We start from the raw sequence: 14,592 nt of genomic DNA, 5'->3' as shown, positions 1-14,592 counted from the left end.
TCACTTAAAGTGCTTTTTCGAGTAGTTTGGGTTTGGCAAAAATCATGCGTCCAGCTGATGTCTGCAATACGCTCGTTACAAGAACATCAATCGTTTTGCCAATATAATTCCTACCTTCTTCCACTACTATCATTGTACCATCGTCTAGATAGGCTACGCCCTGATTATATTCTTTTCCATCTTTGATGACTTGAACATTAAGCTCTTCACCAGGGAGAACGACTGGTTTAACCGCATTGGCTAAATCGTTGATGTTCAACACTTGAACCTTTTGAAGTTCGCATACTTTATTTAAGTTAAAGTCGTTTGTAACAACCATGCCATTAACAAGCTTGGCAAGCTTAACCAGTTTACTATCAACTTCTTGAATTTCTTCAAAATCACCTTCGTATATTTCCACATTCACCGCAAGCTCTTTCTGTATCTTGTTTAGTATATCAAGACCTCGACGACCACGGTTTCGTTTCAAAACGTCTGATGAATCAGCAATATGCTGCAATTCCTCTAGTACAAATTGTGGTATAACGAGTGTTCCTTCAAGAAAACCAGTTTGACAGATATCAGCAATTCTTCCATCAATAATTACGCTTGTATCAAGGATCTTCAATTTGGATGAACCAGAATCAATCTCATCCTCATCGTTATCCTTTTTCTTATCTTTTCCTTTGGTGTTCGAGAAAAGATTAATAAGCTCATCACGCTTTTTAAATCCAACCTGGAATCCAAAATACCCAAGCAAAATGGTAATGAAAATCGGCAGAATGTTACTCACAACTGGAAAGTTAATCTCAGCCAGAGGTACGGTTAGTAAAAATGCAATTATAAGTCCAATAATCAGTCCAATTGCCCCAAATAGTACGTCTCCAACCGGTGCACTAACAACCTTTTCTTCAACCAGACGAATGAAATCGACAATATAATCTGTCACCCAAAAAGTTGCTAAAAAGAATAACACCGCTCCTATGACAGCACCTGCATAAGAATTAGTAAATACTGCTGGAAGATCCCCTATATTGAGTAATTGTATTAAATCTGGTAAGTATACTAATCCCAGTGCTCCGCCTAAAATGATAAAAAATAACTGTACAATCCACTTTATCATTGACGTTTTCACCTCCTTTTAACATTATAAACAAATTCTCAGAATTGAAACATAAATCCTTGAAGTTTGTGAATTTTATAGTATGATTATAGGTTAGCTTGCATGACTATAAATTAATTATAGATTAGCACACCCCCTATGGAATGTCTATTTCACAGCCCTATATGTGGCGATCTACAAAGAGTTGCTCCTGAATTCGTTTCAATCCATCTTTAATTTTCTTAGCTCGAATGGCCCCAATTCCATCTACATGATCGAGTTCTTCAATAGAGGCTTTAGAAATAGCGTTAAGGTTTTCAAAACTATCTACCAAGTTCTCAATTATATTTGATGGCAGTCTCGGAATTTTATGCAAGATCCGATACCCTCTCGGTGCTACATTCTCATTTTGATCATGATAACCCAGAATTCTCATAATGGCATTGTCTTCTAGTAAATCATCACTTGAAAGCTTCTTTAAACGTTTCATAACATCAGCTGGAGATTCATCCACATCTTTTACGTAATCTCCAATCAGCCACTTTGCTTCCGATTCAAGATTCGAAACAAGCTCTTCCATCTGCATACTAATCAGTCGACCTTCCGTACCAAGCTCATTAATGTAGTTAAGGATCTCTTTTTTGATGCGCAAAACCATCTCAATACGATGGATAACTTGAGCAACTTCCTGAAGGGTTACGAGTTCTTCAAACTCAAGAGCTCCGAGATCGGTAATCCCTTGATCAAGAACTGATTTGTATTTTTCAAGTGTTTGCATCGCCTGATTCGCTTTTGTCAGTATAACGCCGATTTCCTTTAATGAATAACGAATACTTCCTTGATAAAGTGTAATAACGTTGCGACGTTGTGAGATCGAGATCACTAGATTACCTGTTTGCTTGGCGACGCGTTCCGCTGTTCGATGTCGGATACCCGTCTCTGTAGACGGGATCGAAGTCTCAGGTATTAACTGTGTATTAGCATAAAGGATTTTAGAAGCTTCTTTGTTCAAAATAATGGCTCCATCCATTTTCGCAAGCTCATACAGGTAAGCAGGGGTAAACCGACACTCTATTGAAAATCCACCATCAACAATATCCTGCAATTTCCCATCATACCCCACAACGATTAAACCGCCAGTATTGGCTCGTAGTATATTATCGATTCCATGCCTTAACTGCGTACCGGGTGCAACGATTTTTAGAATTTCATTTATGATTTCCTGCTGCTTATCGATCTCCATCTTCTACCCTCCTAGCGCTTCATTTAATGCTTCATCTACGGTTTGAACGCCAATAACCTGAATACCTTCAGGGAAAGTCCAACCACCTATATTTTTCTTTGGAATAATAGCCCGCTCAAAACCAAGTTTGGCAGCTTCAATCACTCGTTGTTCGATCCGTGATACCCTTCTGATTTCTCCTGTTAGTCCAATTTCTCCTACCACAATATCTGATGGACGTGTTGGTTGATCTCTAAAACTGGACGCGATTGATACTGCAATAGCAAGATCAATTGCCGGCTCATCAAGTCGCACACCACCTGCAACATTTAAATAGGCATCCTGATTTTGCAGGAGAAGTCCTACTCTTTTCTCAAGAACTGCCATCAATAGAGAAACGCGGTTATGATCAATTCCTGTCGCAGTTCTTCGTGGATTCCCAAAGCTTGTTGGTGATATTAATGCCTGGATCTCAACTAGAACAGTTCTCGTTCCCTCCATAGATGCAACAACTGTTGAACCAGCTGATCCAGATGATCGTTCTTCTAGAAAGATTTCTGAAGGGTTAAGTACTTCTTCAAGCCCCTCTTCCTTCATCTCAAAAACACCTATTTCATTTGTTGACCCAAAACGGTTCTTTACTCCGCGTAGAATTCGAAACGTATGATGACGTTCCCCTTCAAAATAAAGCACAGCGTCAACCATATGTTCTAAAAGTCTCGGACCAGCAATTGATCCCTCTTTTGTCACATGTCCAACAATGAAAATAGCTATTCCTCTTGTTTTAGCTATACGCATAAGTTGAGAAGTACATTCCCGCACTTGTGAAACACTACCTGGTGCAGACGTAACTTCTGACCTGAAAATGGTTTGAATCGAATCGATGATCACAAGCTGGGGGTTTATTTCTTCAATTGCTTTACTAATATACTCAAGATCAGTCTCTGCTAATACATATAATTTTTCTGCATCGACCCCTAGACGATCTGCACGAAGCTTCGTCTGCTTGACCGACTCTTCACCAGAGATATAAAGAACCGGATGATCTTGGTCAGCAAGCTTTGATGACGTTTGGAGCAAAAGAGTTGACTTACCAATGCCTGGGTCCCCTCCAACAAGCACGAGGGAGCCTGGTACTACTCCGCCGCCTAACACGCGATCAAGCTCTGTAATATGAGTTAAAATCCTAGGCTCCATTTCTTTTTGAATACGTCGTATGGACGTCGGTTTACTTGCAGTTTCATTACTTGAAGTAACAAAGCGTCTTCGGTCATTGTCACCTGGTACAACCTCTTCCACCATAGTATTCCATTGATGGCACCCCGGACATTTCCCCATCCATTTTGCAGATTCATAGCCACAATCCTGACACATAAATTTCGTTTTTTTCTTTGCCATTTAACATCCTCACCTTCACGATCAACCGAACAAATTACTGTCTTTATTTTATCACAACTTATAAGTTCCTATGAACTCATAATGATTGGCAGATTCAAAAAGTTTTCTAGGACAAATAAACCGTCCTGGTTATTGAAATAACCTGCTTTTCAACTCTTTTACACTAGCATTCCGAAATAAGACATAGTCATTATCTCAATACCTTTCCCTTAAGTATCTCAAACCACTCCTCAAATATAAAAAAAACCGGAAGACATTTGCCTTCCGGTTGTTATTCTTAAGATGAAGTTGCTTCAGAAAGGGTCTCGACAACAAAATCATTTTCTTTATAATCGATTTTCACTCGTTGGCCTTTTTCGATGTTACCTCTAAGCAACTCTTCAGAAAGGCGATCTTCAATATGGCGCTGTAGAGCTCTTCTAAGCGGTCGAGCACCATACTCTGGATCATAACCTTCTTCAGAGATCTTATCGAGAGCCGTATCCGTTAATTCAAAATCAATACCATGATCTGATAGACGAGCTTTAAGCTGGTTGGCCATCAGAACAATGATTTCCTTCAAGTGTTTCTTTTCAAGCGAATGGAATACAATCGTCTCATCAATTCGGTTTAGGAACTCTGGACGGAAAGTCTTCTTAAGATCATCCATCACTTTACCTTTCATATCGCTATATTCCTGACCTTCAGAGCCTGTCGAAAAGCCAACGTATTTATTACGTTTAAGCGTGCTAGCTCCAACGTTTGAAGTCATAATAACGACAGTATTACGGAAATCGACTACGCGACCTTTAGAATCAGTCAATCGTCCATCTTCTAGTACTTGAAGAAGAATATTAAAGACATCTGGATGTGCTTTCTCAATTTCATCTAGCAAGATAACAGAATAAGGTTTGCGTCTTACCTTCTCAGTTAACTGGCCGCCTTCTTCATATCCAACGTAGCCTGGAGGTGAACCAACAAGACGTGACGTTGAGTGTTTCTCCATGTACTCAGACATATCAATTCGAATAACAGAATCTTCTTCACCGAATAGTGTTTCAGCAACAGCACGAGCTAGTTCAGTTTTACCTACCCCTGTTGGCCCAAGGAAAATAAATGAACCAATTGGGCGCTTAGGATCCTTCAATCCAGCACGAGCACGTCGTACTGCTTTTGAAATAGATTTTACGGCTTCTTCTTGACCGATCAGGCGATTATGAAGAATCTCTTCCATTTTCAATAGACGTTCTGTTTCCTGCTCTTCTAGCTTGGAAACCGGGATACCGGTCCAATTGGCAACGACAATCGCAATATCCTCCGGTGTAACCTCTTGATTCTCTTTTCCTTGCTTTTCTTTCCATTCTTTCTTCGTCTGCTCTAGCTGCTCGCGTAAGCGTTGTTCAGAATCACGAAGAGAAGCGGCTTTCTCAAACTCCTGGCTTTGAACAGAAGCATCCTTTTCTTTTCGAACCTCTTCAAGCTTCTTATCAAGTTCCTTTAAATTTGGTGGTGCAGTATAAGAACGAAGGCGAACTTTCGAAGCGGCTTCGTCAATTAAATCAATTGCTTTATCCGGTAAGAAACGATCCGAAATGTAACGATCTGAAAGTTTAACCGCGGCTTCGATCGCATCGTCAGTAATCGTAACGCGGTGATGAGCTTCATAACGATCTCTAAGTCCCTTTAAAATAAGAGCGGACTCATCACTTGTCGGTTCGTTAACTTGAATTGGTTGGAAGCGACGTTCAAGGGCAGCATCCTTCTCAATGTATTTACGATACTCATCAAGAGTAGTAGCACCAATACATTGAAGTTCTCCTCTTGCTAGTGCAGGTTTAAGAATATTTGAAGCATCAATTGCTCCTTCTGCACCACCAGCGCCAATTAGTGTATGAAGTTCATCAATAAACAGAATAATGTTACCTGCCTGACGAATTTCATCCATTACTTTCTTCAAACGGTCTTCAAATTCACCGCGGTATTTCGTACCTGCAACGACAGTACCCATATCTAGCGTCATAACGCGCTTATCACGAAGCGTTTCAGGTACTTCATTGTTAATAATTTGCTGAGCAAGGCCTTCTGCAATTGCAGTTTTACCAACTCCTGGCTCTCCGATTAGGACAGGGTTATTCTTTGTACGTCGGCTAAGCACTTCAATCACTCGCTCAATTTCTTTGCTTCGACCAATAACAGGATCCAGTCCGTTGTCTCGAGCGATCACAGTAAGATCTCTTGCAAGACTATCTAGTGTAGGAGTATTTGCGCTCGCTCCTCCAGCTTGATGACTAGAAGAAGAGCTTTCATTACTACCTAACAATTGTAGAACCTGCTGACGAGCTTTATTTAAGCTTACCCCTAAGTTATTAAGTACGCGTGCAGCAACACCTTCACCCTCGCGAATTAAGCCAAGTAGAATATGTTCAGTACCTACATAGGAATGGCTCAACTTACGTGCTTCATCCATCGATAATTCAATCACTTTTTTAGCTCGTGGTGTATAGTGAATGGATTGAACAGAATCCTGTCCGCGTCCAATTAACTTCTCTACTTCTTTTTGAATCTTGTCTGAACCAAGTCCAAGTGCTGTTAACGCTTTGGCTGCAATACCTTCACCTTCACGGACTAACCCAAGTAAGATATGTTCAGTACCAACGTTGTTATGGCCAAGTCGGATCGCCTCTTCTTGTGCTAAAGCAAGTACTTTCTGGGCACGTTCTGTAAATCGTCCAAACATCATTGTTCATCACCCTCCAAATTCTTCGTTAGTTGATCTTCAAGTTCAAGTCTTTCTCTAATTAAAGTAGCACGTTTGATATCTCGTTCCGTAGGGGTAAGACTTGCCCCAGCATACTGCTGTAAGAAACCTGGTTGAGTTAGGATAAGCAATTCATTCAATATCGATTTAGATAAGCCTTTTACAAGACCTAAATCAATACCAAGTCTTACATCTGACAAACACTTAGCTGCTTCTTTTGATTGAATAATTCTGCTGTTCTGCAGAACACCAAGGGCACGATAAATACGATCCTCTAACTCAATTCGGGAGTTATCTAGAAGTGCCCTTCTAGCAGCACGTTCTTTTTCGATAACTTGCATAACCACACCTTGTAAATCTTCGATGATGTCATCTTCTGTCTTTCCAAGAGTGATCTGATTTGATATCTGAAAAATATTACCTAGCGCTTCGCTACCTTCCCCATAGCTACCTCTTACGACAAGACCGAGCTGGTTGATAGCCGGAATAATATGGTTTAATTGCTGTGTTAATACAAGCGCAGGGAGGTGTAGCATAACAGAAGCTCGCATGCCGGTTCCCACATTAGTAGGACAACTTGTTAAATATCCTTTTCTTTCATCAAATGCGTAGTCAACTTTTCCTTCAATCCAGTTATCTAATGAATTTGCAATGGTTAGCGCCTTCTTCAGTTCGAACCCTGCAACTAGACATTGAATACGAAAATGATCTTCTTCATTAATCATTATACTAACCGTTTCATTCTCGCTCAGAAGCACACCGCCGTTATTTGAGTGTTCGATAAGGTTAGGACTAATCAAGTGCTTCTCCACAAGAACTCTCTTCTCGATAGGTTTTAACTCATCCATTTCAATTAATTCAAGTTCACCAATCTGGTCGTCTGGAATATCTGTAAACTGTTGTCGAACTTCTTTTATAACTTGTAAATTATCCTCACTGTTTGAAACGATCGGAAAAACATAATTCTTTAAGTTACGTGCAAATCGGACCCGACTGCTCATGACAATATCAGAATCTGGACCCTCATCTTTCATCCATGGGCTTACGGCTTCACTGATAAAATGCTGAAGTGACATTATGCTCCCCCTTCCCATTTGCTCTTTTCTTCAAGGGAACGAATCAAATCTCTAGTTTCTGCAGCTTTTTCAAATTCTTCATGCTGGATATACTCTTTCATTTTGCTTCTTAAGTTCTGAACTTTGCGTTCAATTTCTATCGCTGCTCCAGCCCTCTTCGGAACTTTTCCAGCGTGAACAGTATTGCCCCCATGAACTTTTTTAAGTATAGGATCCAAGTTATCCGAAAAGGTTTTGTAGCACTCAGAACACCCAAATCTTCCAATCTTAGTGAATTGTTGATAGGTCAACCCACACTTTGGACAGTGTATTGGCTCTTTTTTATAAAAAGACTGAGCTGGATTCTCCTCAATAGGGGTATCGAAATTTAGTAATCCCGATAATAAGTTATGGATAGAAAAATGGTTAGTGCCTGGCTCAACCTCACCTTTTTCCTTAGCACACTTCTCACAAATGTGAAACTCTGTTTTTTCACCATTAATAATCTTAGTGAAATGAAGCGTAGCAGGGCGCTCACCACATTCCTGACAAGTCATAGGGCAACCCTCCTTCTCTACCCTAAAAAGTATAAAATTTATTTATATTTTAAAGCAGTTAGCATGGCACGCAACATATTCGCACGCAGATGATCTCTAACTGGTAATTCTATAGTAATCACAGTACGATCTAGTACGCTTAACATTAACTTCGCTTCTCGCTCCGAAATTACCTCTTCTTCATGTAAACGAAGAATAATATTTTCTGAAACTACTTGTGGCACTTGATTTTTGACGATCTGTATCATTTCGTCTATTAAATCAGCGTGGGTTTCGGGTTTAACTTTAACGATCCGTATATAACCCCCTCCACCTCTCTTACTTTCCACAATATAGCCTTTTTCAATCGTAAAGCGGGTATTTATTACATAATTAATTTGCGAGGGAACACATTGAAATTTATCTGCTATTTCACTTCGCTTTATTTCAACAGCATCCCTTCCATCCACCATTAAAATTTTCTTTAAATATGCTTCAATAATATCGGAAACATTCCTCACGTAGTTCCCTCCTCTCCGTCCCCATACTGACTTTGACTATATTTGACGTTAAATATATTATAACGTTTTTATCAAGGATTGCAAAGCAACAAGCCTATCGTAGTTCTTCTGTATAAAGCATTACCATTTAAGATAAATCCAAGACTCTTTTTTCTCTAGTTTTCACCTTTTAATAGAGCAACTAAAATTTTCTTCAGAAAACTATTAAACAAAAAAATACGATTAGACTCGAATAATTCATTTGCTACATAAGGGTAGCAAAATTTTTCATTAAAAGTTTCTTAACCCTGCTATATAAATTGCTTATATTTCTCTATTATATAGAGTGCTTAGATAGAGAATATATCCGATCAGGTATTTAGATGCTTGAGGAATTACTCTGCGATAGTAAGGCAAAACAATTATGCAAACAGAAAAATTAATTCCGCGATCTTTTAAAACAGAACTAGCTATCTAAAATTGTTGAGAAAGAAATACAAAAAAAGCGAGAAACCCTCAGGTCTCTCACTTCTCTTATGTTGCCCAGCGACGTCCTACTCTTGCAGGGGGAGATCCCCCAACTACCATCGGCGCTCGAGCTTAACTTCCGTGTTCTCATACGGGGCGCGATAAGCGGCGAACTTCTTCGTCAGCTGCGCGATGCCAGATCCTCATGGATCTCTCGAATATCCACTCCGGTCTGACATCACTTGCTTCCTCGAATTTCTTGCTTCTCCCACCCCTACGAAGCTTACGAAGAAGTTTTTGATTGTCTTTCCTGCAGCTTTTTCTCTTACGAGCTTTCAACATTTTTTGAATACAAAAAAGCGAGAAACCCTCAGGTCTCTCGCTTCTCTTATGTTGCCCAGCGACGTCCTACTCTTGCAGGGGGAGATCCCCCAACTACCATCGGCGCTGAAGAGCTTAACTTCCGTGTTCGGCATGGGAACGGGTGTGACCTCTTCGCCATCATCACTAGACTAACAGGATGTTAGCCGTTCGGTGTTCACCACAGGACGTGGTGGCACTTAATCGAACTTCCTTATTTCAGGTGTTCCCTGAAAACTAGATAGCACGCACAACTTTCCAATATTTTAGGTTAAGCCCTCGATCGATTAGTATTCGTCAGCTCCACGTGTTGCCACGCTTCCACCCCGAACCTATCTACCTCATCATCTCTAAGGGATCTTACCAGCTTAATGCTGTGGGAAATCTCATCTCGAGGGGGGCTTCATGCTTAGATGCTTTCAGCACTTATCCCTTCCACACGTAGCTACCCAGCTATGCTCCTGGCGGAACAACTGGTACACCAGCGGTGTGTCCATCCCGGTCCTCTCGTACTAAGGACAGCTCCTCTCAAATTTCCTGCGCCCGCGACGGATAGGGACCGAACTGTCTCACGACGTTCTGAACCCAGCTCGCGTACCGCTTTAATGGGCGAACAGCCCAACCCTTGGGACCTACTTCAGCCCCAGGATGCGATGAGCCGACATCGAGGTGCCAAACCTCCCCGTCGATGTGGACTCTTGGGGGAGATAAGCCTGTTATCCCCAGGGTAGCTTTTATCCGTTGAGCGATGGCCCTTCCATGCGGAACCACCGGATCACTAAGCCCGACTTTCGTCCCTGCTCGACTTGTAGGTCTCGCAGTCAAGCTCCCTTGTGCCTTTACACTCTGCGAATGATTTCCAACCATTCTGAGGGAACCTTTGGGCGCCTCCGTTACACTTTAGGAGGCGACCGCCCCAGTCAAACTGCCCACCTGACACTGTCTCCGCACCGGATCACGGTGCTGGGTTAGAATGTCAGTACAGCCAGGGTAGTATCCCACCGACGCCTCCATCGAACCTGGCGGTCCGACTTCTATGGCTCCTACCTATCCTGTACAAGCTGTACCAAAATCCAATATCAGGCTACAGTAAAGCTCCATGGGGTCTTTCCGTCCTGTCGCGGGTAACCTGCATCTTCACAGGTACTATAATTTCACCGGGTCTCTCGTTGAGACAGTATCCAAGTCGTTGCACCTTTCGTGCGGGTCGGAACTTACCCGACAAGGAATTTCGCTACCTTAGGACCGTTATAGTTACGGCCGCCGTTTACTGGGGCTTCGATTCAGAGCTTCTCCCGTAAGGGATAACCCCTCCTCTTAACCTTCCAGCACCGGGCAGGTGTCAGCCCCTATACTTCGCCTTACGGCTTTGCAGAGACCTGTGTTTTTGCTAAACAGTCGCTTGGATCTTTTCACTGCGGCTCCCCTGGGCTATAAACCCGAGGAAGCACCCCTTCTCCCGAAGTTACGGGGTCATTTTGCCGAGTTCCTTAACGAGAGTTCTCCCGATCGTCTTAGGATTCTCTCCTCGCCTACCTGTGTCGGTTTGCGGTACGGGCACCTTTTTCCTCACTAGAGGCTTTTCTTGGCAGCGTAGAATCAAGGACTTCGGTACTAAATTTCCCTCGCCATCACGACTCAGCCTTCACGGTGAACGGATTTGCCTATTCACCAGCCTAATCGCTTGGACGCGCATTTCCAGCAGCGCGCTCTCCCTATCTTTCTGCGTCCCCCCGTCGTTCAAACGGAAAGGAGGTGGTACAGGAATATCAACCTGTTATCCATCGCCTACGCCTTTCGGCCTCGGCTTAGGTCCCGACTAACCCTGAGCGGACGAGCCTTCCTCAGGAAACCTTGGGCTTTCGACGGACAAGATTCTCACTTGTCTTTCGCTACTCATACCGGCATTCTCACTTCTAAGCGCTCCACCAGTCCTTTCGGTCTGACTTCACAGCCCTTAGAACGCTCTCCTACCATTGTCGTAAGACAATCCACAGCTTCGGTGATACGTTTAGCCCCGGTACATTTTCGGCGCAGCGTCACTCGACCAGTGAGCTATTACGCACTCTTTAAATGATGGCTGCTTCTAAGCCAACATCCTGGTTGTCTAAGCAACGCCACATCCTTTTCCACTTAACGTATACTTTGGGACCTTAGCTGGTGGTCTGGGCTGTTTCCCTCTCGACTACGGATCTTATCACTCGCAGTCTGACTCCCGCGGATAAATCGTTGGCATTCGGAGTTTGACTGGATTCGGTAATCCGGTAAGGACCCCTAGTCCAATCAGTGCTCTACCTCCAAGATTCTTGCCGCGAGGCTAGCCCTAAAGCTATTTCGGAGAGAACCAGCTATCTCCAGGTTCGATTGGCATTTCACCGCTACCCACACCTCATCCCCGCATTTTTCAACATGCGTGGGTTCGGGCCTCCATTCAGTGTTACCTGAACTTCACCCTGGACATGGGTAGATCACCTGGTTTCGGGTCTACGACCACGTACTATTTCGCCCTATTCAGACTCGCTTTCGCTGCGGCTCCGCCTTCTCAGCTTAACCTTGCACGGGATCGTAACTCGCCGGTTCATTCTACAAAAGGCACGCTGTCACCCATTAACGGGCTCCAACTAGTTGTAGGCACACGGTTTCAGGTTCTTTTTCACTCCCCTTCCGGGGTGCTTTTCACCTTTCCCTCACGGTACTGGTTCACTATCGGTCACTAGAGAGTATTTAGCCTTGGGAGATGGTCCTCCCGGATTCCGACGGGGTTTCACGTGTCCCGCCGTACTCAGGATCCGTCTCGGAGGGCATCGGATTTTGACTACAGGATTGTTACCTTCTCTGATGGACCTTTCCAGGTCGCTTCGTCTATCCGTGCCTTTGTAACTCCAAAGAGACGTCCTACAACCCCAGAGGGCAAGCCCTCTGGTTTGGGCTGATTCCGTTTCGCTCGCCGCTACTCAGGAAATCGCGTTTGCTTTCTCTTCCTCCGGGTAATGAGATGTTTCAGTTCCCCGGGTCTGCCTTCCATTCCCTATGTATTCAGAAATGGATACCATCCTATTAAAGATGGTGGGTTCCCCCATTCGGAAATCTCCGGATCAAAGCGTACTTACAGCTCCCCGAAGCATATCGGTGTTCGTCCCGTCCTTCTTAGGCTTCTAGTGCCAAGGCATCCACCGTGCGCCCTTAGTAGCTTAACCTTCGATTTGTTAGGCATTGCTGCCATAACGCATCAGTTATTACTAAGTTATTGCATAAAAAATAATTATTGGATGTCGTTGTTTGTGCTATCTAGTTTTCAAGGAACAAGGCTACTGTTTGAATCCGCCTAAGCTTCATCACTTCACCTGGTTTGAAAGAATAAATCATTCTTTCAAAACTAAACGAAACGCTCATGCAAGGTTGGTAACGTAAGTTACCTTCGTAATTCTCCATAGAAAGGAGGTGATCCAGCCGCACCTTCCGATACGGCTACCTTGTTACGACTTCACCCCAATCATTTGTCCCACCTTCGGCGGCTGGCTCCATAAAGGTTACCCCACCGACTTCGGGTGTTACAAACTCTCGTGGTGTGACGGGCGGTGTGTACAAGGCCCGGGAACGTATTCACCGCGGCATGCTGATCCGCGATTACTAGCAATTCCGGCTTCATGCAGGCGAGTTGCAGCCTGCAATCCGAACTGAGAACGGCTTTATGGGATTCGCTTCACCTCGCGGTGTTGCTGCCCTTTGTACCGTCCATTGTAGCACGTGTGTAGCCCAGGTCATAAGGGGCATGATGATTTGACGTCATCCCCACCTTCCTCCGGTTTGTCACCGGCAGTCACCTTAGAGTGCCCAACTAAATGCTGGCAACTAAGATCAAGGGTTGCGCTCGTTGCGGGACTTAACCCAACATCTCACGACACGAGCTGACGACAACCATGCACCACCTGTCACTCTGTCCCCCGAAGGGGAACGTCCTGTCTCCAGGATTGTCAGAGGATGTCAAGACCTGGTAAGGTTCTTCGCGTTGCTTCGAATTAAACCACATGCTCCACTGCTTGTGCGGGCCCCCGTCAATTCCTTTGAGTTTCAACCTTGCGGTCGTACTCCCCAGGCGGAGTGCTTAATGTGTTAACTTCAGCACTGAGGGTGGAACCCCCCAACACCTAGCACTCATCGTTTACGGCGTGGACTACCAGGGTATCTAATCCTGTTTGCTCCCCACGCTTTCGCGCCTCAGCGTCAGTTACAGACCAGAGAGCCGCCTTCGCCACTGGTGTTCCTCCACATATCTACGCATTTCACCGCTACACGTGGAATTCCACTCTCCTCTTCTGCACTCAAGTCCTCCAGTTTCCAATGACCCTCCACGGTTGAGCCGTGGGCTTTCACATCAGACTTAAAAGACCGCCTGCGCGCGCTTTACGCCCAATAATTCCGGACAACGCTTGCCACCTACGTATTACCGCGGCTGCTGGCACGTAGTTAGCCGTGGCTTTCTGGTTAGGTACCGTCAAGGTACCGCCCTATTCGAACGGTACTTGTTCTTCCCTAACAACAGAGCTTTACGACCCGAAGGCCTTCGTCACTCACGCGGCGTTGCTCCGTCAGACTTTCGTCCATTGCGGAAGATTCCCTACTGCTGCCTCCCGTAGGAGTCTGGGCCGTGTCTCAGTCCCAGTGTGGCCGATCACCCTCTCAGGTCGGCTACGCATCGTCGCCTTGGTAAGCCATTACCTTACCAACTAGCTAATGCGCCGCGGGCCCATCCTGCAGTGTTAGCTCGAAAGCCAACTTTCAACATTGCACCATGCGGTGCGATGTATTACCCGGTATTAGCTCCGGTTTCCCGGAGTTATCCCAGTCTGCAGGGCAGGTTGCCCACGTGTTACTCACCCGTCCGCCGCTAAGATCAGGGAGCAAGCTCCCATCTCTTCGCTCGACTTGCATGTATTAGGCACGCCGCCAGCGTTCGTCCTGAGCCAGGATCAAACTCTCCGATAGAAAGCTTAATCTAGCTTTAAAACAATGTTTTGTTTCCGTAGAAACAACTACTTACATGGCGTTTCGTTCAGTTTTCAAAGATCAATTTTTCTTTCAATGTCGTTTTCAGCGACCAAACCATCATATCATGATTCATTTGTCAGTGTCAACAACTTTTTTAAAATTAATTGGTGGAGCCTAGCGGGATCGAACCGCTGACCTCCTGCGTGCAAGGCAGGCGCTCTCCCAGCTGAGCTAAGGCCCCGTTGG

Annotated in this window: 7 protein-coding genes, 1 tRNA gene and 3 rRNA genes; all 11 read right to left on the bottom strand. The window is 44.3% G+C overall.

Features of this window, described 5'->3' with window-relative positions; translation table 11 throughout:
• Positions 1-4: 4 nt before the first annotated feature.
• Positions 5-1,102, bottom strand: a complete 1,098-nt coding sequence (locus tag AC0VYH_RS00590) for a PIN/TRAM domain-containing protein (RefSeq protein ID WP_194220272.1) — start codon at positions 1,100-1,102, stop codon at positions 5-7.
• A 160-nt stretch (positions 1,103-1,262) separates the two neighbouring features.
• Positions 1,263-2,324, bottom strand: coding sequence for a DNA integrity scanning diadenylate cyclase DisA (gene disA, locus AC0VYH_RS00585; RefSeq protein ID WP_194220271.1), 1,062 nt, complete (start codon positions 2,322-2,324; stop codon positions 1,263-1,265).
• A 3-nt stretch (positions 2,325-2,327) separates the two neighbouring features.
• A complete protein-coding gene (radA, locus tag AC0VYH_RS00580) occupies positions 2,328-3,701 on the bottom strand; it encodes a DNA repair protein RadA (RefSeq protein WP_194220270.1) in 1,374 nt (457 codons plus the stop codon).
• Between the two features lie 277 nt (positions 3,702-3,978).
• Positions 3,979-6,420, bottom strand: coding sequence for an ATP-dependent protease ATP-binding subunit ClpC (clpC, locus tag AC0VYH_RS00575; protein ID WP_206759457.1), 2,442 nt, complete (start codon positions 6,418-6,420; stop codon positions 3,979-3,981).
• Entirely contained in the window at positions 6,417-7,472 is a 1,056-nt protein-coding gene (locus tag AC0VYH_RS00570; protein ID WP_404684313.1) for a protein arginine kinase, read from the bottom strand. The genes clpC and AC0VYH_RS00570 overlap by 4 nt, the downstream gene beginning before the upstream one ends.
• Positions 7,473-7,513: 41 nt before the next feature.
• Positions 7,514-8,050 carry a UvrB/UvrC motif-containing protein gene (locus tag AC0VYH_RS00565; RefSeq protein ID WP_194220267.1) on the bottom strand — a complete coding sequence of 179 codons (537 nt, stop codon included), beginning with the start codon at positions 8,048-8,050 and terminating at the stop codon, positions 7,514-7,516.
• Positions 8,051-8,088: 38 nt separating this feature from the next.
• A complete protein-coding gene (locus AC0VYH_RS00560) occupies positions 8,089-8,550 on the bottom strand; it encodes a CtsR family transcriptional regulator (protein WP_194220266.1) in 462 nt (153 codons plus the stop codon).
• 842 nt (positions 8,551-9,392) lie between these two features.
• Positions 9,393-9,509 (bottom strand): 5S ribosomal RNA (rrf, locus tag AC0VYH_RS00555).
• Between the two features lie 115 nt (positions 9,510-9,624).
• Positions 9,625-12,554: ribosomal RNA gene (locus tag AC0VYH_RS00550) — 23S ribosomal RNA — on the bottom strand.
• Positions 12,555-12,791: 237 nt separating this feature from the next.
• Positions 12,792-14,343: ribosomal RNA gene (locus tag AC0VYH_RS00545) — 16S ribosomal RNA — on the bottom strand.
• The 16S, 23S and 5S rRNA genes sit together here with 1 tRNA gene alongside, the layout of an rRNA operon.
• A gap of 168 nt (positions 14,344-14,511) precedes the next feature.
• A tRNA-Ala gene (locus AC0VYH_RS00540) sits at positions 14,512-14,587 on the bottom strand.
• Between the last annotated feature and the right edge of the window lie 5 nt (positions 14,588-14,592).

The organism is Anaerobacillus sp. QJM3NY_32 (genome assembly GCF_056173645.1).
Note: the sequence above shows the minus strand (reverse complement) of the source record. Positions and strands in the feature narration are given on the sequence as shown.